This is a genomic window from Streptomyces sp. NPDC001315 (genome assembly GCF_042896175.1).
Taxonomy (GTDB): domain Bacteria; phylum Actinomycetota; class Actinomycetes; order Streptomycetales; family Streptomycetaceae; genus Streptomyces.
The window spans coordinates 78971-99951 of the sequence record NZ_JBIAWZ010000012.1 but is presented as its reverse complement, the minus strand read 5'-3'; the positions used below and the strand labels follow the sequence as shown (position 1 = coordinate 99951).

Sequence of the window (20981 nt, the reverse complement as noted above, 5' to 3'; positions counted from 1 at the left end):
CGTGTACGAGCGCGCTTTGGCGAGCATGGGCGAGCGTCGGCAGTCGAGTCTGCGGGCGGGTTTCCGGTCAGTGGGAACGGGAGTGCGTCTGTCGAATGCGTGACCTTTTCGGGTGGGGTTCGTTGGGCGGGGTGACGGGATGGTGCAGGACCGGGCGGGGGTGACGGGGTGGGTGGGTTGCGGGAGGTGGCCGCGTCGCTCGTGGTGCCCGGTCCCTCGGGTGTGGCCATCCGGGCCCGGCTGCGGGTGTCCGGGGCGGATGCGGTGGTGCTGGCCGAGGTGGGGGTGTTCCTCGGCTCGCTGGCCGCGGGTGATCTCGCGGTGCGGTCCCGGCAGGGCCTGGAGCATGATGCGGCCGCGTGGGCGGCACGGAAGCGGGAGCTGACCGGGGTCTGTTCGGCCAGGTGGGCGGGCAGCATCACCAAGGCCACGCACGATCAGTGGGCGCTGGCCCGGCGCGGGCAGGCGGCGGAGATGGCGTGGCTGCGGGGGCAGATCACGCGCATCGAGGCGCGGCTGGCGCGTCCGCTGGGCGCGAAGGCGGACAAGCGGGCGGGGCTGGCGCGGGGGTACGGGTCGCGGTCGGAGTGGCATGCCAAGTCCCGCCGCCTGCAAGCGCTCCGGTCCCGGCTGGCGGGGGTGGAGGAGGATTGGGCGGCGGGCCGGGTGCATGTGGTGCGCGGCGGGAAGAAGCTCGCCCGTCTGCGTCACCACCTGGATGCGGCCGGGCTGAGCCGGGATGCCTGGGGGGAGCGGTGGCGGGCGGCGCGGATGTTCCTGGCCGCGGACGGGGAGTCCGGCAAACGCTTCGGCAACGAGACGCCTGTGAATCTACGCGCAGAGACAACGGCGGGGAACTGCCGCGGAACCACTCCCGGCCATGGCGGCACGGCGGAAACGCGCACACCGACACTCCACGAACACGTGCGTTCGCGGAGTGGTCAGGCCCTAACGAGCCCTGTGGCGCAGTGAGTCGAGCAGGTCGACTCGATTGGTGGTGATGGAGTCCACGCCGATGTCCAGGAGGCGGCGCATGGAGCGGCGGGTGTCGGGGGTCCAGACGGAGAGGAGGTAGCCGTCGTGGTGGACGCGGGCCGCGAGGTCGTGGCCGACCAGCGTGAAACGGTAGTTGAGCCAGCGGGGGCGTACGGCGGCCAGCAGCGCGGGGCGCGGCGGCGCCAGGGTCGTCCAGGTCAGGGCGATCTCGGCGGACGGGTCGGCCGCGCGCACGGCGAGCATGGCCGAGGCGTGGGCGCAGTAGTACACCCGGTCCTGCGCCCCGGCCTCGCGTACGGCGTCCACCACCCGGCGGGCCGCCCGCACGTCCGACGTGCCGGGCAGGTCGACCATCACCCGGCTGTCGTCGGTCGCGGCCAGCGCCTCGGCCAGCGTCGGCACCCCGCCTGCAGTCAGCCCGCGCACCTCCTGTGCCGACAGTGAGCGCAGCGGCCGGTCCTGCTCCCACAACCGCTTCAGCGTCTCGTCGTGCAGCAGCACGGGCACGCCGTCCCTGGTGAGCCGTACGTCGATCTCGACCGCGTCCGCGCCCTGTTCGAGCGCGGAACGCAGCGAGTCGGTCGTGTTCTCACGGAAGCGGTAGGGGTCGCCGCGATGGGCCACGGCTGTCAGGGTCTGCATGGGCCCATTTTCCTCGGGCGACGCGTGGGCGGGTCAGGGGGTGAGCCACCCCGAGGTGTACGTCTCGATCTCGGCGGCCAGCTTCGCCTTGCCGGGCTCGTCGAGGAAGGACGCCTCGACCGCGTTCCTGGCCAGTTCGGCCAGGCCCCGCTCGTCGAGGTCCAGCAGCCGGGCGGCGACCGCGTACTCGTTGTTGAGGTCGGTACCGAACATCGGCGGGTCGTCGGAGTTGATCGTGACGAGGACCCCGGCCCGCACGAACTCCTTGACGGGGTGCTCGTCGAGCGTGCGGACCGCGCGGGTGGCGATGTTGGAGGTGGGGCACACCTCCAGCGCGATGCGGTGCTCGGCGAGGTGGGCGAGCAGCCGGGGGTCACGGGCGGAGCTGGTGCCGTGGCCGATGCGTTCGGCGCCCAGGTGAGTGAGGGCGTCCCACACCGTCTCCGGTCCGGTGGTCTCGCCGGCGTGCGGCACCGAGTGCAGCCCCGCGGCGATCGCCCGGTCGAAATACGGCTTGAACTGCGGCCTCGGTACGCCGATCTCGGGCCCGCCGAGCCCGAAGGACACCAGGCCCTCGGGCCGTAGCCGGTCGTCGGTGGCGAGCCGGGCCGTCTCCTCGGCCGACTCCAGACCCGCTTCGCCGGGGATGTCGAAGCACCAGCGCAGTACGGTCCCGAACTCGGCCTCCGCCGCCTTGCGGGCATCCTCGATCGCGGCCATGAAGGCCCCCTCGTCGATGCCACGGCGGGTCGAGGAGAACGGGGTGACGGTCAACTCGGCGTAGCGCACCTGCTGCCGGGCCAGGTCCCGGGCCACCTCGTAGGTCAGCAGCCGTACGTCCTCCGGGGTGCGGATCAGGTCGACGACGGACAGGTAGACCTCGATGAAGTGGGCGAAGTCCGTGAACGTGAAGTAGTCGGCCAGGGCCTCCGGGTCGGTGGGGACCTTGGAGTCGGGGTGGCGGGCGGCCAGTTCGGAGACGATGCGCGGGGAAGCGGAGCCGACGTGGTGCACGTGCAGTTCGGCCTTGGGCAGTCCGGCGATGAAGGCGTGCAGGTCGCGCGAAGTGCGCGGGCCGCGTTCGGCGTCGGCGTGAGCGGTCAAGGGGTCCTCCCCGGGACAGGCGTCCCGGGCGCTGTGGCGGCCGAGCGGGACGCGGGTGATCGGCTGATCGGTGACTCGGGGATCATCGTAGGCCTGCCGTACGGCGGAAGGGCCCGGGCCTTAGCATGACGGCACGTACAACAGAGGGGACCCCGCGCATGTCCGACGACGCGCAGACGCCGGAGGCACCGGAGAACGCGGCCGCGCACCGGCCGGCTCCGACCGGCGACGCGGCTCCCCCGGTGTCTTTCGGCAAGGAGCCCGCGGACACCGAGTCGGCAGACAGGGTCTCCTTCGACAAGGGAACGGCTCCACGGGCGCCGTCGGTGCGGGACACGGCCTCCGAGACTGCCGGGGCGAGCCCCTGGGCGCCACCGGCGGACGCGGCTCCGGGCGACGGCCCCGGCCACACCATCGCCTCGGGCGTCCCGATCACCTCGGGCGGCTCGCCGGCTCCCGCACCCCCGTCCGTCCACCACCAGCAGACGGCCGTGTCCACGCCCGGCGTGGACAGCGGGGCGGACGACCGGGCGGTCAATGGCCCGAACTACGGCCCCGACTACGGCCCGAACTACGGCGGCGCGCCGGCTCAGCCGTGGGCCGGCCCGTTCGCCGCGCCGAACCCGGGGGGTCAGGGCGGGCAGGGCGTCCCGGGCGGTGGCTTCCCGCCGCCGTACCACACGGCACAGGCAGGCGGCCCGGCCGACGCTCCCGGCAACCCCTTCGCGGCCCCGGCCCACGGCGGCGAGCACGTCCCCCCGCCACCCATCGCACCCGACGGCCCCGGACAGCTGCCGTACGGCTACCCCGGCGCTCATCCCGGTGGCTACGGCTACCCGGCACAGCCGGGCTACGGCGGCGCCCACGGCCCGCAGGCCCCTGGTGCGCCCGGTTACTACGGCTGGCCCGGTATGCCGCCGATGGCGAACAACGGGATGGGCACGGCCGCCCTTGTGCTCGGCATCCTGTCGGCCATCGTGTTCTGCCTCTGGCCGATCGCCATCATCATGGGCGTCCTCGGCGTGATCTTCGGCGCGATCGGCCGCAAGAAGGCCAACCGGGGCGAGGCCACCAACGGGGGCCAGGCCCTGGCCGGCCTCATCTGCGGCGCCGTGGGCATCGTCCTGGGCATCGGAATGATCGTCCTGCTGATCGTGGCGCCCTGAGGTGAGGTGAGCGGGGGCCAACCGGCCTCGTCCGGCTAACCGGCCTCCGCCCGCAGCCGCTCCCGTGCCGCCATCAACGCGAACCCCAGCAGGTTCGGCCCCCGCCACCGCTCCGGATCAGCCGCCGCCTCGTCGTCCGCGGCGAGGCCGATGCCCCACACCCGGTCGACGGGGCTCGCCTCCACCAGCACCCGGTCGCCCGTGCCCAGCAGGAAGTCGCGCAGCGCGGCGTCGGCGGTGAACTTGTGAACGCTGCCCTCGACCACGATCCGGAACCGCTCTCGTTCCCATATGGCCTCGTCGAAGCTCCGCACCAGCCGCCCGGCCTTCTTCGCCTGCGACGGATGCCCCGCGGCCAGCACACGCCGCTCCCCCTCCGCGTCGCCGAAGAGCCGTGCCTTGCCGGCCATCATCCAGTGCTCGGCCGTGGCGTATTCGACACCGTCGACCACGAACGGTGACGGCCACCACTGGCTCAGACAGCTCGCTCCGACCTGGCCGTCGGGCCGCGGACGGTGTCCCCAGAAGTGCAGGTACTTGATCCTCGCCCCCGCGTGGACCTCCCTGACCAGGGCTTCCCAAGAATCGATCTTCCCCATGCACGCGAGTCTGGCACGCACCACTGACACCTCGTCCTTCCTTTTCCATGTCGACTCGACACCTGGTCGACAGATTCCGTCGCGTAACCAAAAGGCAACAACGGAATCACTTGTTGGAGTCCCCTTGCTCTGTCAGGATCGGCACTCAAATCGAGCTGGAGCTACGCCACCCGCCCCCGATGCAAGCGGGGCGACGGCGGAGGAGAGCGACATGCAGAACCCGGGTACAACGGGCGTCACGCCGGACCGATTTCCCGCCCAGGAGCGTTTCGGGAACGGTGCGCAGTTCATCGCGGGCCGTCTGACGAAGGGCACCTCCGGTCGCACCCATGCGGTCGTCGACCCCGCCACCGGCGAGGAGGTCCACACTTACGAACTGGCCGGCCCCGACGACGTCGACGCGGCCGTCGCCGCCGCGCGCGAGGCGTTCCCCGGCTGGTCGCTCGCCACGCCCGGGGAACGCTCCGACGCGCTGCACCGCCTCGCCGCCGTGCTCGCCGAGCGCGCCGAGGACTTCGCACGCGCCGAGTCGCTCCAGTGCGGCAAGCCGCTGAAGCTGACCCGCGAGTTCGACGTCCCGGGCACGATCGACAACACCGCCTTCTTCGCGGGTGCCGCCCGGCACCTCCAGGGGCAGTCCGCGGGTGAGTACTCCGGCGACCACACCTCGTACGTCCGCCGCGAGCCCATCGGCGTGGTCGGCTCCATCGCGCCCTGGAACTACCCCCTCCAGATGGCCGCCTGGAAGATCCTCCCGGCGATCGCCGCGGGCAACACGATCGTGCTGAAGCCCGCCGAGCTCACCCCGCTCACCTCCCTGCTCTTCGCCCAGGCCGCGACCGACGCGGGAATCCCGGACGGTGTCATCAACATCGTCACCGGCACCGGAAGGGAGGCGGGCGAGCACCTGGTCGCTCACCCCGATGTGGCCATGACCTCCTTCACCGGCTCCACCGCCGTCGGCAGGCGCGTCGCCGAGATCGCGACCGCCACCGTCAAGCGGATCCACCTGGAGCTGGGCGGCAAGGCCCCCTTCGTCGTCTTCGACGACGCCGACCTGGAGGCCGCCGCCAACGGCGCCGTCGCGGGCGCCCTCATCAACACCGGCCAGGACTGCACGGCCGCCACGCGCGCGTACGTGCAGCGTCCCCTCTACGAAGCGTTCGTCGCACGGACCGCCGCCCTCATGGAGAGCGTCCGGCTCGGTGACCCCTCCGCCCCCGGCACCGACCTCGGCCCGCTGATCTCGCACGTCCAGCGCGACCGCGTCGCCGGTTTCGTCGACCGGGCGCGTGCCTACGCGCGCGTGGTGACCGGCGGTGAGGCCCCTCAGGGCGACCTCAAGAACGGCGCTTACTATCGCCCCACCCTGATCGCGGACGCCACTCAGGACAGCGAGATCGTGCAGTCGGAGATCTTCGGGCCGGTGCTGGTCGTGCTGCCCTTCGACAGTGACGACGAGGGGATCCGGCTGGCCAACGACACCCCGTACGGCCTCGCCGCCTCCGCGTGGAGCCGGGACGTCTACCGGGCCAACCGTGCGACCCGTGAGATCAAGGCGGGCTGTGTGTGGGTCAACGACCACATCCCGATCATCAGCGAGATGCCGCACGGCGGCTACAAGTCGTCCGGCTTCGGCAAGGACATGTCCACGTACTCGTTCGAGGAGTACACCCAGATCAAGCATGTCATGTTCGACAACACCGCGGTGGCCCGCAAGGACTGGCACCGCACCATCTTCGGGGACCGATAGAGCGACGACCGGCCGCCGACCACGGTCGGCCCGACCCCTCCCGAAAGGGCACCACGCGCATGGAGCAGTACGAGCCCGACCGCCTGACCCCGGCCCGAGCGGCCGCCATGCGGCGCAGCTTCCGCAACGGCAGGGCAGCCATGACCCGCCGGTCGCTGCTGCGCGCCTCCGCGGGCGGCGCGCTCGCGGTCGGCGGACTGGGGGCGCTGAGCGGCTGCGGGATCCCCGCGGCCGGCAAGACGCAGGGCGGCACCTCCGCAGAGGACCACTCGGCCAAGGAGAAGACCGTCAACTTCTCCAACTGGACCGAGTACATGGATGTCGACGACAGCGGCAAGCACCACCCCACGCTCGACGCCTTCGCCAAGCGAACCGGCATCACGGTCAAGTACACCGAGGACATCAACGACAACAACGAGTTCTTCGGCAAGATCAAGCCGCAGCTCGCCGCGGGCCAGGACACCGGCCGGGACGTCATCGTCCTCACCGACTGGCTGGCCGCCCGCCTGATACGCCTCGGATGGGTCCAGAAACTGGACCCGTCCAACCTGCCGCACGCCTACACCAACCTGGCGGCGCAGTTCCGCGACCCCGACTGGGACCCGGGCCGCGCCTACTCCTACCCCTGGCAGGGCATCTCGACCGTCATCGCCTACAACAAGAAGGCGCTCGACGGCGTCGAGGTGAAGTCGGTCTCCGACCTGCTCGACAACCCCAAGCTCAAGGGGCGCGTCGGCTTTCTGTCGGAGATGCGCGACAGCATCGGCATGACGCTGCTGGACATGGGCAAGGACCCGGCGAAGTTCACCGACGACGACTTCGACGCGGTGATCGCCCGCCTCCAGAAGGCCGTCGACAAGGGTCAGATCCGCCGCTTCACCGGCAACGACTACACCTCCGACCTCACCTCGGGCGACTTCGCCGCCTGCCTCGCCTGGGCCGGCGACGTCGTGCAGCTCAAGGCGGACAGCCCGGACATCGACTTCATCATCCCGGACAGCGGCTACCTGACGTCGACCGACAACCTGCTGGTCCCCAACAAGGCGCGCCACAAGACGAACGCCGAGCGGCTCATCGACTACTACTACGAGCACGAGCCGGCCGCGGAGCTCGCCGCGTACATCAACTACGTATGTCCGGTCGACGGAGTGAAGCCCTACCTCGCGAAGATCGACGAGGACGCGGCGAACAACCCGCTGATCATTCCCGACAAGGCCATGGCAGCCAAGTCCCGTGCCTTCCGCTCGCTGAACAGCAAGGAAGAGACGGCCTACGAAGGCAAGTTCGCGAAGCTCACAGGGGCGTGACCACGATGACGAATGACAGCAGCGGCGACGTCCGCCTCTCCGGGATCAGCAAGACCTACGGCTCCTTCACCGCCGTGCACCCGCTCGACCTGACCGTGCCGCAGGGCTCCTTCTTCGCCCTCCTCGGCGCCTCCGGCTGCGGCAAGACCACCACGCTGCGCATGATCGCCGGTCTGGAGGAACCTTCCTCCGGCACCGTCTTCCTCGGCGACCAGGAGGTGACCCACCTGCCGCCGTACAAGCGGCCGGTGAACACGGTCTTCCAGTCCTACGCCCTCTTCCCGCACCTCGACATCTTCGAGAACGTCGCCTTCGGTCTGCGCCGGCGCGGCATCAAGTCGGTGAAGAAACAGGTCGAGGACATGCTGGAGCTCGTCCAGCTCGGCGAGCAGGCGCGCAAGAAGCCGCACCAGCTCTCCGGCGGCCAGCAGCAGCGCGTCGCCGTGGCCCGCGCGCTGATCAACCACCCCAAGGTGCTGCTCCTCGACGAGCCCCTCGGCGCTCTCGACCTGAAGCTGCGCCGCCAGATGCAGCTGGAGCTCAAGCGCATCCAGACCGAGGTCGGCATCACCTTCGTCCACGTCACGCACGACCAGGAGGAGGCCATGACGATGGCCGACACGGTCGCCGTGATGAACGCGGGCCGTGTCGAACAACTGGGCTCGCCCGCCGACCTCTACGAGAACCCCAAGACCACCTTCGTCGCCAACTTCCTCGGCACCTCCAACCTCATCGAGGCCGAGGTCGACGCCAAGAGCGGCGACGACATCGTCCTGAAGGCCGGCGGCGGCAAGCTCGTCCTGCCCGGGGCGCGCTGTTCCGCGCCCACGACGACCGGCGGCAAGGTGCTGGTCGGCGTCCGCCCGGAGAAGATCTCACTCAGCCACGCCGACGAGGCGGGTGAGATCCCCGAGGGCCGTAACCGCATCACCGGCAGGATCGCCGACTCCAGCTTCATCGGGGTCTCCACGCAGTACGTCATCGACAGCCCCGTCTGTCCCGAGTTCGAGGTGTACGCCCAGAACATCGACCGCGACGCCCGGCTGGTGCCCGGCGCCGAGGTCGTCCTGCACTGGAACCCGGCGCACACCTTCGGCCTGGACGCCGCTCAGTCCCTGCTTGCTGGGACAGTGGGCTCCGCGGGCGTGGAGACAGTCGGGGAAGAGGCCGCCTGATGTCGACGCTCACCGAGGCGCCCCCACCGCTCGCCCCCGAGGCGCCCGTGACGAAGCCACCGCGCAAGAGGGGCCGCTGGACGCCGTACTGGCTGCTGCTGCCCGGCCTGCTCTGGCTGATCGTCTTCTTCGCGCTGCCGATGATCTACCAGGCCTCCACGTCCGTGCAGACGGGCTCCCTGGAGGGGGGCTACAAGGTCACCTGGCACTTCGCGACCTACTGGGACGCGCTGAGCGAGTACTGGCCGCAGTTCCTGCGCTCGGTTCTCTATGCGGGCGCCGCCACCGTGCTGTGCCTGGTGCTGGGCTATCCGCTCGCCTACCTGATCGCCTTCCGCGCGGGCCGCTGGCGCAACCTGATCATGATCCTGGTGATCGCGCCGTTCTTCACCAGCTTTCTGATCCGTACCCTCGCCTGGAAGACGATCCTCGCGGACGGCGGCCCGGTCGTCGGCGCGCTCAACACGCTGCACGTCCTGGATGTCACCGGTTGGCTCGGCTGGACCTCGGGCGACCGAGTGCTGGCCACACCGCTCGCGGTGGTGTGCGGTCTGACGTACAACTTCCTGCCGTTCATGATCCTGCCGCTCTACACCTCCCTGGAGCGCATCGACGGACGGCTGCACGAGGCGGCGGGCGACCTGTACGCCCAGCCGTTCACGACCTTCCGCAAGGTCACCTTCCCGCTGTCCATGCCGGGCGTGGTCTCCGGCACCCTGCTGACGTTCATCCCGGCGGCCGGCGACTACGTGAACGCCGAACTCCTCGGCTCCACCGACACCCGCATGATCGGAAACGTCATCCAGACGCAGTTCCTGCGCATCCTCGACTATCCGACGGCCGCGGCACTTTCCTTCATCCTCATGGCCGCGATTCTCCTCATGGTCACCTTCTACATCCGCAGGTCCGGGACGGAGGATCTCGTCTAAATGCCCTTCGTCAACTGGCTCAAGCGCCATTTCGTGGTCATCGCGGGACTGCTGACCCTCGCTTATCTGCTGCTGCCCAACATCGTCGTCACAGTGTTCTCCTTCAACAAACCGAAGGGGCGCTTCAACTACGCCTGGCAGCAGTTCTCCACGGACGCCTGGAAGGACCCGTGCGGCGTCGCCGGCATGTGCGGCTCACTGTCGATCAGCCTCCAGATCGCGTTCTGGGCGACGATCGGTGCCACCCTCCTCGGCACGATGATCGCCTTCGCGCTGGTCCGCTACCGCTTCCGCGCGCGCGGCGCCGTGAACTCGCTGATCTTCCTGCCGATGGCGATGCCCGAGGTCGTCATGGCCGCCTCGCTGCTCACCCTGTTCCTCAACATGGGCGCGCAGCTCGGCTTCTGGACGATCCTGATCGCGCACATCATGTTCTGCCTCAGCTTCGTCGTCACCGCGGTCAAGGCGCGCGTGATGTCGATGGACCCGCGTCTGGAGCAGGCGGCCCAGGACCTGTACGCCGGTCCCGCGCAGACCTTCCTCAGGGTCACCCTGCCCATCGCGGCCCCCGGAATCGCCGCAGGCGCGCTGCTCTCCTTCGCGCTCTCCTTCGACGATTTCATCATCACCAATTTCAACGCGGGCTCGACCGTCACCTTCCCCATGTTCGTCTGGGGCTCGGCACAGCGCGGAACGCCCGTTCAGATCAATGTCATCGGCACGGCCATGTTCCTCGTCGCCGTACTGTTCGTCCTGGTCTCCATGGTCATCGGCAACCGCCGAAACAAACAAAAGGCATAAGCCTTCCAGTGAACCCTTCGTAGGGAGTTGAAATCATGGCCCCAAGCGCCATGAACCGGTGGATCAAGTCTCTTTCCGAAGCACAGCCGGTCCCGTACTGGCTCGAAGACCCCGGCAAGCCCCACCCCCAGCCCGCGCTCACCGGCGCCGAGACCTGCGACCTGCTGGTCGTCGGCGGCGGATACAGCGGACTGTGGACCGCCCTGATCGCCAAGGAACGCGATCCGCAACGCGATGTGGTGCTGCTGGAAGGCCGTGAGGTGGGCTGGGCCGCCTCGGGCCGCAACGGCGGTTTCTGCGCCGCCTCCCTCACGCACGGCCTGCCCAACGGCCTCACCCGCTGGCCGGACGAGATCCACAAGCTCCAGGAGCTGGGCGCCCGCAACCTCGACGAGATCGAGAAGGCGGTCGCCCGCTACTCCCTCGACTGCGACTTCGAGCGCACCGGCGAGATCGACGTCGCCACCGAGACGTACCAGGCGTGGGAACTGCGCGACTGGTACACGGAGCTGGAGGAGAAGGGTCTCGCCGACGGCATCGAGTTCCTGGACGCCGACGCCGTGCGCGAGCAGGTCGCCTCGCCCACCTTCCAGGCGGGCCTGTGGGACCGCCGGGGCGTGGCCATGCTCAACCCGGCCAAGCTGGCCTGGGGCCTGAAGAAGGCCTGCCTCGACCTCGGCGTACGCGTCCACGAGCACACTCCCGCCCTGACCCTGAAGCCGTACGGCGCCGGCATGGCCGTACGCACCCCGTACGGCGAGGTCCGCGCCCGCCGGGTCGCGCTCGGCACGAACATCTTCCCGAGCCTGGTCAAGCGCGTACGGTCGTACACCGTTCCGGTCTACGACTACGCGCTGATGACCGAGCCGCTGACCGCTGGGCAACTGGCGTCGATCGGCTGGCGGAACCGGCAGGGCCTGGGGGATTCGGCGAACCAGTTCCACTACTTCCGGCTGAGCGCCGACAACCGGATCCTGTGGGGCGGCTACGACGCGATCTACCCGTACGGCGGGCGGGTGCGCGCCGAGTACGACGACCGCCCGGAGACGTACGCCAAGCTCGCCGGGCACTTCTTCACCTGCTTCCCGCAGCTGGAGGGCGTCCGCTTCACGCACACGTGGGGCGGGGCGATCGACACCTGCTCGCGCTTCTCGGCGTTCTTCGGCACCGCCCACCACGGGAGGGTCGCCTACGCGGCCGGCTTCACGGGCCTGGGCGTCGGCGCGACGCGCTTCGGCGCGGACGTGATGCTGGACCTGCTGGCGGGGGAGCGGACCGAGCGCACCGAGCTGGAGATGGTGCGCAAGAAGCCGCTGCCGTTCCCGCCCGAGCCCTTCGCCTGGACCGGCATCGCGCTCACCAAGTGGTCGTTGGCCAGGGCGGACGCCCAGGGCGGCCGACGCAACCTGTGGTTGAAGACGATGGACAAGCTGGGCCTCGGATTCGACAGCTGACCGCGGGTGTGATCCGGTTCACTCCATCGAGGCGTGTCTGGCCACGAAGGAGGACGGCTGAGCGCTCCGCCGGCAGCGCGATGACGAACCCGCGAGCCGGTGGGGGCCGGTCGCGCCCACGCGGCGGAGCCGCACATCGACACAGCCCCGCGCCCCCTTACGGGGCGCGATACCGCACCGGACCTCGTCAAGGCCGCTCAGCGAGCCCTGCGCGCCGCAGAAACCTCCACAGCGCGAAGAGCAGCACCGCACACAGACACCAACTGGCCGCGACATCGAGCGGCCAGTGGTAGCCGTGCCTGACCAGGCCGAAGCTGACGCCGAGTACGAGGGCGAGACAGCCGGCGACGAGCAGCCGGCGGGCCCCGGCCGAGCGGAGCAGGGGGAGGAGCAGCAGGGTCGCGGAGCCGTAGGCGATGGCCGCGGTGGCGGTGTGACCGGAAGGGTAGTAGCCGACCCCGGGCGGCACGGCCGGGGTGCCGTGGCGGGCGGTCCACTCCTTCACGGGCACGACGATCGCCGGCACCAGAGCGAGCAGCACGGCCGCGGCGAGGGGCGGCAGCCACCAGCGGCGCGCCCCCGTGGCCCGGCCCAGCCGGGCGACCCACCCCGCGACCAGGGCCAGGACGGGCAGTGCCACCGTGACGCTGCCGAGGTCGGAGAGCAGCTCGGAGGCCCGGTCGGGGTGGACCAGGGCGCGGCTGACCCGTTCGTCCACGCGCAGCAGCGGGCCGTCGGCGACGATCTGCCAGGTGATGAGCGCGAAGAGGAGCGCCGGCACTCCGGGCAGGAGCAGGAGGAAGGACGCCGGTCGTTCGGCGGTCGGCGGCGCGGGAGCGCCCTCGGCCCGCGGGTCAGGGCAGCTCGGCATGGACCCAGCCTGCCAGGTACCGCCGGAACCGCGCACGGTCCCCCAGGCCCTGTCGGCCTACCCGCGCGGCGCCGCGCCGCGTCCGCCGGACAGGCGGCTGAGCCTCTTGAGCTTTCTGAGGCCCCTCTTGCCGATGCGCCTGCCGAGGCCGGTGAGCCCGCCGCGCCCGCCCTGCTTGCTCCCCTTCGCCTTCTTCTGAGCGGCGGCGGTGACGTCCAGGCTGAGATTGGCGTACCCCTGGGTGTAGTACGGCTTGACGGCGAGGCGTCCGCTCCGGCCGCCGCGGGCCGGAGCCAGGTCGTCCGCCTTGCGGGCGCCGAACCTGCGCTGGGTGCTCAGGCCCTGGGTGAGGACATTGAGGTACACGTCCCAGATACCCGTCGGCAGCGGGGCGCCGTCCATGGCCCTGGTGATGTCGATGTCGGCGGTGAAGCCCGAGAGCCTGTGGTCGAAGGCGTGGCCCTGTTCGGGGGTGAGAGCGGGCAGCGCTGTGCGGCGGGTGGGGACGCGTACCTCGCGGCCGTCGTTCCGCAGCCGCAGGACCAGCTCGGTGGCGGGCTTGCGGGTGTCCACGTGCTCGATGTAGCCGTAGCCGCGCAGCCGCAGTACGCCGCGTCGCCGGGCCTCGTGCCACTCCACGGCGTCCAGCCGGTCGTTCTGCTGGAGTTCGTCGGTGATGTCGTAGCAGGAGTCGGGGATGCCGGCCTTCTCGTCGCGGAAGTACGGGTAGACGGCGTAGGCGCGCCCGTTCTCGACGACCGTGCCGTACGGGGGCTGTCGCTTGCGGCTCGCCTCGGTGCGGAAGTCGATGATGTCGATCAGTTCCTGCTGCAGTCCGTGCTGGGCGCAGTGGGCGAACAGGCGGAGCCACGCGGTCATCCGGGCGTCGAGTTCCGGGGTGTAGAACGCGTCCAACTGCTCCTTGGCGATCCCCATGGCCTTCAGCCGGTCGCTCTCCTCCATCAGTGGGAAGCGCCAGGAGAAGGAGTCCAGCAGGCCGCCCCTGAAGTGCCGCAGCAGCGCGGCGTCGCGAACGGGCCCGGGTTCGCTGTACGCGGTGATCGCGGTCATCAGGCGCCGGGCGACCTCGAAGCGTTCCATCAGGTCCCGGTAGTTGCTGGTGATGTTGCCCTGGTCGTCGCGCTTGACCTTGAAGTAGCAGTCCTCGTCGGCGACCACGGAGATCGCGGAGGCCAGCAGATAGGCCTTGGTGACGAAGATGCGGTCCTCGCCTATGTGGACGTCCTCGTCGAAGCGCAGCCGGTGCTCGTCCAGGAAGGAGCGCCGGAAGAGCTTGTGCGGGGTCAGGGCGTACCAGACGCGGGAGGTCGCCAGATCGACGACTTCCTGGTTGGCCTCGAACATGGAAACGGGCACCGTGCAGTTGATGCCGACGTACTTGCCCAGCGTCACATCGGAGCTGTTGCGCTCGGCCATGTCGATCATCCGCCGCAGCGCGTTCGGGCCGAGGTAGTCGTCGGCGTCCAGGAAGAAGACGTACCGGCCCCGGGCCAGTCCGAGGGCGACGTTGCGCGGGCCGCTCGGCCCTCCGGAGTTCGGCTGGTGTACGACGCGCACCGTGTCGGGATGCTTCGCGGCGAAGCGGTCCAGCTCTTCCCCCGTGCCGTCGGTGGACCCGTCGTCGACGGCCAGGCACTCCAGTTCGTAGGTGCCCAGTGACTGCTCGACCACCGACTCGAGGCAGCGGGTCAGATAAGGCATGGCGTTGTAGGCGCCAATGATGACTGTGACCGTCGGGTCCGACACCAATTCCCCCCCGGGAACTATTCATGACAACTTCAGTCACAGTTTTACCTGTCGTTTACTGCTTATGCAAAGACGTGCCGTGTTGCTGGCGCGTCAACAGTTGATTTCCGGCCTCGGCGGGTCATGGCGGCACTTTCTCTCGCGACAGCAGAACGCCGCCCCGCTCACGAGGGTGAGCGGGGCGGCGTGGGTGGCAGTACGCAGGTCGGCCGCCCCGGAACCGGGGGGATGGTTCCGGGGCGGCCGTCCGGATCGGAACGCCGCGCGCCCCGGGGGGTTTGGGGCGAGCGACCGTCCGATCGGTGAGGAAATCCGGAGCCAGAGGCCCCGGCTGTGTGCGCGAGGGCACGACCAGGTCGAAGCTGGGGAAGCCCCGGCCTGATGTCACCCACAGTCCCCTGTGGGCGAGGGTGTAACTCTCATCCCGGTAGAACCTACGGCAGCCGATCCCCGTAAGACAGGCGGAATCGGGTCCTGCCATCCACCTCGCACACGTTCTTCACACGCTCTGCCGCTCACCCGTCAGACGTGCGGGAGGGGGGCTCAAATGCGAGCGAAGGCCTGCTCGATGATGTCGAGGCCCTCGTTCAGGAGGTCCTCGCCGATGACCAGCGGGGGCAGGAAGCGGAGCACGTTGCCGTAGGTGCCACAGGTCAGGACCAGCAGGCCCTCCTGGTGGCAGGCCTTGGCCAGGGCGGCGGTCGCCTCCGGGTTCGGCTCCTTGGTGGTGCGGTCCTTGACGAGCTCGATGGCGATCATCGCGCCGCGGCCGCGGACGTCACCGATGACGTCGAACTTCTCGGCCATGGCGGTGAGGCGCGCCTTCATGATCGCCTCGATGTTCTTCGCCTTGGCGTTGAGGTCGAGCTCCTTCATCGTCTCGATCGCGCCGAGCGCGCCCGCGCAGGCCACCGGGTTGCCGCCGTAGGTGCCGCCCAGGCCGCCCGCGTGCGCGGCGTCCATGATCTCGGCGCGGCCGGTGACGGCGGCGAGCGGCAGACCGCCCGCGATGCCCTTGGCGGTGGTGATCAGGTCCGGGACGATGCCCTCGTCCTCGCACGCGAACCACTGGCCGGTGCGGCAGAAGCCGGACTGGATCTCGTCGGCGACGAAGACGATGCCGTTGTCCTTGGCGAACTTGCTGATGGCCGGAAGGAAGCCCTTGGCCGGCTCGATGAAGCCGCCCTCGCCGAGCACCGGCTCGATGATGATCGCGGCCACGTTGTCCGCGCCGATCTGCTTGTTGATCATGTCGATGGCCTGGGCGGAGGCCTCGGCGCCCGCGTTCTCGGGGCCGGTCAGCCAGCGGTAGCCGTACGCCACGGGCACGCGGTAGACCTCGGGCGCGAACGGGCCGAAGCCGTGCTTGTACGGCATGTTCTTCGCCGTCAGGGCCATCGTGAGGTTCGTACGCCCGTGGTAGCCGTGGTCGAACACGACGACCGCCTGGCGCTTGGTGTACGCACGCGCGATCTTGACGGCGTTCTCGACGGCCTCGGCGCCGCTGTTGAACAGGGCGGACTTCTTGGCGTGGTCACCCGGGGTGAGCTCGGCGAGGGCCTCGGCGACCGCCACGTAGCCCTCGTACGGGGTGACCATGAAACAGGTGTGGGTGAAGTCGGCGAGCTGCGCGGAGGCACGGCGTACGACGGCCTCGGCGGAGGCGCCGACCGAGGTCACGGCGATGCCGGAGCCGAAGTCGATGAGGCGGTTGCCGTCGACGTCCTCGATGATGCCGCCGCCCGCGCGGGCCGTGAACACAGGGAGCGTGGAACCCACACCGGCCGCGACCGCGGCGATACGGCGGGCCTGCAGCTCCTGCGACTTCGGGCCGGGGATGGCGGTGACGACGCGGCGCTCCTGCGGAAGGGCGGTCATGGGGGCTCCCTGATGATCTTGCGGACCGGAGATTCCGGGTGGGCGTTTTCGGACGCTTGCCTTCTTTTCTCGCAGGCTAGGACGGGGAGCGAGGGGTGGGCATGCTCCATGTGGGCGCTTTCGGCGGCTCCGGTTGTCCGTCGTGGACATAGAGGGGCGGCGGTGTGTCACCCCGAGCCCGGCCGCGTAAGCGGTGAACTCCCCTGCGGGGGCATTAGATTGGCTCGCTGACGGTGGACGGAGCGGCTGGTCAGGGGGCAGGGCGATGGACAGCGACGGGACGCAGGACGCGCGGGGTACGCATGCGAGTCCGGTGCCGCGCCCGGCCGGGTCACCGGACGTGCCGACGGCGCCGGCGGTGCCGTCACTGCCTACGCGTGCCCCGGCGGTGCCGCCACCGCCCACTCACGCCCCCGGTGTGCCGCCCCGCCCGACCGTCGCCGACTGGCTCGACGAACCCCGGCCGCAGGCCCGGCCCGGGATCTGGCGGTTCGGATACCGGCTGCCCAAGGCCGCCCGCACGGCGCAGCGGCTCGCCCCGGTCACCGTCGTCGGCGTGCTGGTCCCGCTCGTGGCCGCGCTGATCCTGTGGTCGCTGTGGCGCCGAGGCAGCCTCCCGTACCAGTGGGCGCTGCTGCGGCTGTTCACCCCGGACGACTGGTGGTGGGGCGGCACGCCGGCGTCTCCCAAGGGCATGCGGGGCGCCGAGGCCAGGGTGGTCTACGACGGCGTCTTCTTCGCCGTGCTGGTGTACGCCATGGGCCGCCTGGGCAGCTGGGGCGACATCGTCCGGCACCTGGTCACCCGGCGCGAGCAGCCCGCGCGCGCCCTGATCGCGGCTCTGGGCGCCCTGGTCACGCTGAGCTTCGTCTTCCCGAGCGCCTTTCCCGGCGTCGGCTGGGACGCCCTGCCCGTCGTGGACCCGCTGTTCTCCCTCGTCGTCCTCATCACCGGCGGCTACGACGTCTTCACCTCGGCACTGACCACGGACGCGCTCTACGCCCTGATCACCCTGCTCGTCCTGTGGCCCTTCGCCAGGATCGGCGGCTGGTGGTCCTTGGCGCGTACCTGGCTCGCCGCGCGCGGCCGCGTGGCGGCGGACCGGGCCCCGCAGCCGGCCCCCGACGAACCCCGGGCGCGCTGGCCCGAGCTGCGCCGGGCCGGGCAGCACGAAGCCGCGGACGTCCTCACCGCCGAGGTGCTCGCCGGCCGGATGAACGACGTGGACTGCGCCCGGGTGGAGCACGCCTGGAAGCAGGCCAGGAGCCAGGCGCGGCAGGCGGCCTTCACCGACGCCGTGCTGCGCCAGGGCGCCGCCGCGCTCACCCACCCCTCCGGCGCCCGTGACCTGCCCGGCCGCGGCGCCCGGCACGACCTGCTCGTGGGGCAGGTGCGCATCGGGCGGTGGGCGAGCGGTGACCGTACGCCGCTCGCGTACGGCGGGGTGGGTGCGGCGCTCGGGCCGGAGACGCTCGGGACGTCGCTGCTCGTCGTGGGGCCGTCGGGGGCCGGCAAGACCCGGCACGTGATCGCCCCGGTGGTCGAGTCCCTCGCCCTCCAGGCCCTGACCGGCCGGTGCGCCGTCGTCGCCGTCTGCGCCGCCGGGACGCCCCTCGGCCCGGACTCGGCGTTCGACGTCGTGGTGCGCGTCGGCAACCCCAGGTCCGTCCACGACCTGGACCCGTACGCCGAGTCCGACGATCCCGACGAGGCGGCCGCCTTCCTCGCCGAGGCGCTGGCCGGCGACCTCGACACCGTGGACGCCCAGCGGGCCGCGACGGCGCTCGCCCAACTGCTCGGCCCCTACCGGGCGGCGTACGGCGAGTTCCCGTCCCTGCCCGTCCTGCGGGAGCTCCTGGAGGGGGAGCCGACGGTGCTGGCGGCCCTGCGCGAGGCCCTGGCGGACGAGCGGCACACCGCGATGCGCAGGGAGCTCGACGCCCGGGTCCGGCAGAACGGCACCCCCGCCGACCCCGCCCCCGTTCTCGCCGACCGGCTCGCCCTGCTGGACCGGCCGGTCTTCGCCGACTTCTTCGGCGCGGGCGACGACACGATCCGCCCGTTCTCGCTGCGCGCGGTGGCCCACCACCCCCTCCGCGTCCGCATCGACCTGCCCGAGCACGGCCACGAGGAGGCGTCCCGGCTGATCACGCGGCTGGTCCTGGCCCAGTTCGCCGCCGTCGCCCGCGACGGCGACCGGGCGCACTTCGCCGGCCTGGTCCTCGACGACGCGACCGGCACCGTCACCACCGAGTCCGTGCGCCGGATCCAGCGCCTGCGTTCGCAGAACGCGGGCGTCGTGCTCGCGCTGCGCACGGTCGCCGACGTCCCCGAGACCCTGCACGGGCCGCTGTACGGGGCGGTCGGCTGTCGTATGGCCCTCGCCGGGGTCACGACCTGGGACGGCAGCCGGTTCGCGAGCGCCTGGGGCACCGAGTGGGTGGAGACGCGGGACGTGGCCAAGCACACCGTCTTCGCGGACCAGCCGATGACCCGCGCCATCCACGCCCTGCGCAAGCTGGTGACGGGCAAGGCGGTGACCACGGAAGCGGTGACGGTGCGCCAGGTCGAGCGGGAGCGCTGGTCGGCGTCCGAACTGGCGCACGGGGTGCCGCCGGGGCACGCGGTGCTGTCGCTGACGACGGTGCGGGGCGACCACGCGCCGCCGCTGCTGCTGGAGCTGGGTGAGGAACGGGCAGCGCGGGGCCACTGAGCTGCACGTGTGGACGTACGGTCACCGCGCGACCGTACGGTGAGGCAGAATCGGCATAGGTTGTTCATACGTAGCGGCCAAAAGATCTCGATGATCACATGGACCACACGGACCACACCGAACACACAGACCTGAAGGCCTCATGCCCCCCACGCTCGCCTCACTCGTCCACCACTCCGCGCTCAAGCTGACCGTGCGGGCGGGAGAGGACCGCCTGGACGTGCCCGTCCGGTGGGCGCACGTCAGCGAGCTCGCCGATCCCGTCCCCTACATGGAGGGCGGAGAACTGCTGCTGATCACCGCGCTGAAACTGGACGCGGAGGATCCGGAGGCGATGCGGCGCTATGTGAAGCGGCTGGTGGGCGCCGGGGTGGTGGGGCTCGGCTTCGCCGTCGGGGTCAACTACGACGAGATCCCGAAGGCGCTCGTCGACGCGGCCGGGCAGGAGGGGCTGCCGCTGCTGGAGGTGCCACGCCGCACGCCGTTCCTCGCGATCAGCAAGGCCGTCTCCGCCGCGATCGCCGCCGACCAGTACCGCGCGGTCACCGCGGGCTTCGCCGCCCAGCGCGAACTGACCAAGCAGACGCTGAACTCCGGCCCCGAGGGCCTCCTCGCCGCGCTTGCCGCACAGGTCGACGGCTGGGCCGCGCTGTACGACGCCTCCGGCGCCGTCGTCGCGGCCGCGCCTGAGTGGGCGCTGCGGCGGGCCGCACGGCTCACGGCGGACGTGGAGCGGCTGCGCGAGCGGCCCGCCCCCGCCTCGTCGGTGGTCGGCGGCCCCGGGAACGAGGACCGGGTCGAACTCCACTCCCTCGGCACCGGCAGGCGCCCCCGGGCGGCCCTCGCCGTGGGCACGGCCGCCGCGCTCGGCACCGCCGAGCGGTACGCCGTCCACTCGGCCATCGCGTTGCTCACCCTGACCACCGAACGGTCCCGGTCGCTGCACGCGGCGGAGCAGCGCGTCGGCGCCGCCGTGCTGCGCATGCTCCTCGCCGGGCAGCCGGACCATGCCCGCGCCGTCGCGGGGGACCTCTACGGCGGTCTGCTCGACGCGCCCTTCCGGGTCATCGTCGCCGAGTCGGCGTCGGCGTCCGCCGCTGCCGTGCGTGCGCACGCCGACACGCACGCGCGTGTGGCCGCCGGCAAGCCGTCCGCGGCCGCGCTGGCCGCCGCCGAGGCGAGCGGTGATCCGCTCGCCGGGCTGGCCGAGACCGCCGAGTCCGCGGCGGCGCGGTCCGGTGAGGCCGTGCTCGTCGTCCCGGAGGGGGAACGGCTGGTCGTGCTGGCCGTGGACGGGGGCGCGGCCGTGGCGGCGTGCGGGGAGTACGCGACGGCGCTGGAGACGGCGCGCGCCACGGGCGCGCGGGAGCAGGCGGCCGGCGGCGAGGAGGACGAGCTCGTCGTGGGGCTGTCCGCGCCGGCCGGGCCGATCGCGGCCGCGGCGGCGTACAAGCAGGCCGAGCAGGCGCTGTCCGTGGCCCGCCGGCGCGGGCGGGTGTTCGTGGAGCACGAGCAGCTGGCCGCGGGGTCGGTGCTGCCGCTGCTCGCCGACGACGCGGTGAAGGCGTTCGCGGACGGGTTGCTGCGGCCGCTGTACGAGCATGACGCGACCGGGCGGGGTGACCTCGTCGCCTCGCTGCGTGCGTGGCTGTCCCGGCACGGGCAGTGGGACGCGGCAGCGGCGGACCTGGGGGTGCACCGGCACACCTTGCGGTACCGGATGCGGCGGGTGGAGGAGATCCTCGGGCGGTCGCTGGACGATCCGGACGTACGGATGGAGCTGTGGCTCGCGCTGAAGGCGACGGCGGGGGGCGGGGAGTGAGGAC

General features: G+C 71.1%; 15 protein-coding genes and 1 pseudogene. 10 read left to right on the top strand and 6 right to left on the bottom strand.

The window, feature by feature from the left end; all coding sequences use genetic code 11:
- Positions 1 to 168 precede the first annotated feature (168 nt).
- Positions 169 to 822, top strand: a pseudogene (locus tag ACFY16_RS28255) (IS200/IS605 family accessory protein TnpB-related protein); the annotation flags it as partial.
- Between the two features lie 126 nt (positions 823 to 948).
- Here ACFY16_RS28255 and ACFY16_RS28250 read toward each other — a convergent pair.
- Together ACFY16_RS28250 and ACFY16_RS28245 are read right to left on the bottom strand one after the other, a co-directional pair.
- Positions 949 to 1638, bottom strand: coding sequence for a glycerophosphodiester phosphodiesterase (locus ACFY16_RS28250; protein ID WP_390650004.1), 690 nt, complete (start codon positions 1636 to 1638; stop codon positions 949 to 951).
- Positions 1639 to 1671: 33 nt separating this feature from the next.
- Positions 1672 to 2802: an adenosine deaminase gene (locus ACFY16_RS28245; protein WP_390650119.1), complete on the bottom strand. Its 1131-nt coding sequence runs from the start codon at positions 2800 to 2802 to the stop codon at positions 1672 to 1674.
- Positions 2803 to 2900: 98 nt separating this feature from the next.
- On the opposite strand from ACFY16_RS28245, the gene ACFY16_RS28240 reads away from it, so the two are divergent.
- Entirely contained in the window at positions 2901 to 3908 is a 1008-nt protein-coding gene (locus tag ACFY16_RS28240; RefSeq protein ID WP_390650003.1) for a DUF4190 domain-containing protein, read from the top strand.
- Positions 3909 to 3943: 35 nt separating this feature from the next.
- On the opposite strand, the gene ACFY16_RS28235 is transcribed toward ACFY16_RS28240, so the two are convergent.
- Complete coding sequence (locus ACFY16_RS28235; RefSeq protein ID WP_390650002.1) at positions 3944 to 4507, bottom strand: NADAR family protein; 564 nt, start codon at positions 4505 to 4507, stop codon at positions 3944 to 3946.
- Between the two features lie 211 nt (positions 4508 to 4718).
- Here ACFY16_RS28235 and ACFY16_RS28230 point away from each other — a divergent pair, with 211 nt between their 5' ends.
- From ACFY16_RS28230 to ACFY16_RS28205, 6 genes are read left to right on the top strand one after another with little or no spacing between them, the layout of a single operon-like run.
- On the top strand, positions 4719 to 6260 hold the full coding sequence (locus ACFY16_RS28230) for a gamma-aminobutyraldehyde dehydrogenase (RefSeq protein ID WP_390650001.1): 1542 nt from the start codon (positions 4719 to 4721) through the stop codon (positions 6258 to 6260).
- A gap of 59 nt (positions 6261 to 6319) precedes the next feature.
- Complete coding sequence (locus ACFY16_RS28225; protein ID WP_390650000.1) at positions 6320 to 7567, top strand: spermidine/putrescine ABC transporter substrate-binding protein; 1248 nt, start codon at positions 6320 to 6322, stop codon at positions 7565 to 7567.
- 5 nt (positions 7568 to 7572) lie between these two features.
- Positions 7573 to 8742, top strand: coding sequence for an ABC transporter ATP-binding protein (locus ACFY16_RS28220; protein WP_390649999.1), 1170 nt, complete (start codon positions 7573 to 7575; stop codon positions 8740 to 8742).
- A complete protein-coding gene (locus ACFY16_RS28215; protein WP_390649998.1) occupies positions 8742 to 9671 on the top strand; it encodes an ABC transporter permease in 930 nt (309 codons plus the stop codon). Before ACFY16_RS28220 ends, ACFY16_RS28215 begins: the two co-directional genes overlap by 1 nt.
- Positions 9672 to 10472 carry an ABC transporter permease gene (locus ACFY16_RS28210; RefSeq protein WP_390649997.1) on the top strand — a complete coding sequence of 267 codons (801 nt, stop codon included), beginning with the start codon at positions 9672 to 9674 and terminating at the stop codon, positions 10470 to 10472. It abuts the gene before it with no gap.
- A 35-nt stretch (positions 10473 to 10507) separates the two neighbouring features.
- Positions 10508 to 11926 carry an NAD(P)/FAD-dependent oxidoreductase gene (locus tag ACFY16_RS28205; RefSeq protein ID WP_390649996.1) on the top strand — a complete coding sequence of 473 codons (1419 nt, stop codon included), beginning with the start codon at positions 10508 to 10510 and terminating at the stop codon, positions 11924 to 11926.
- Between the two features lie 187 nt (positions 11927 to 12113).
- Here the strand turns inward: ACFY16_RS28205 and ACFY16_RS28200 are convergent, their stop codons facing one another.
- From ACFY16_RS28200 to gabT, 3 genes are all read right to left on the bottom strand, one after another.
- Positions 12114 to 12797: a phosphatase PAP2 family protein gene (locus ACFY16_RS28200; RefSeq protein ID WP_390649995.1), complete on the bottom strand. Its 684-nt coding sequence runs from the start codon at positions 12795 to 12797 to the stop codon at positions 12114 to 12116.
- Between the two features lie 57 nt (positions 12798 to 12854).
- A complete protein-coding gene (locus ACFY16_RS28195) occupies positions 12855 to 14564 on the bottom strand; it encodes a glycosyltransferase (RefSeq protein WP_390649994.1) in 1710 nt (569 codons plus the stop codon).
- A 543-nt stretch (positions 14565 to 15107) separates the two neighbouring features.
- Positions 15108 to 16442: a 4-aminobutyrate--2-oxoglutarate transaminase gene (gabT, locus tag ACFY16_RS28190; RefSeq protein WP_390649993.1), complete on the bottom strand. Its 1335-nt coding sequence runs from the start codon at positions 16440 to 16442 to the stop codon at positions 15108 to 15110.
- Between the two features lie 265 nt (positions 16443 to 16707).
- Between gabT and ACFY16_RS28185 the strand changes: the two genes are divergently transcribed.
- A complete protein-coding gene (locus ACFY16_RS28185) occupies positions 16708 to 19155 on the top strand; it encodes an ATP/GTP-binding protein (RefSeq protein WP_390649992.1) in 2448 nt (815 codons plus the stop codon).
- Between the two features lie 142 nt (positions 19156 to 19297).
- A complete protein-coding gene (locus tag ACFY16_RS28180) occupies positions 19298 to 20977 on the top strand; it encodes a PucR family transcriptional regulator (RefSeq protein ID WP_390649991.1) in 1680 nt (559 codons plus the stop codon).
- Positions 20978 to 20981: the final 4 nt, after the last annotated feature.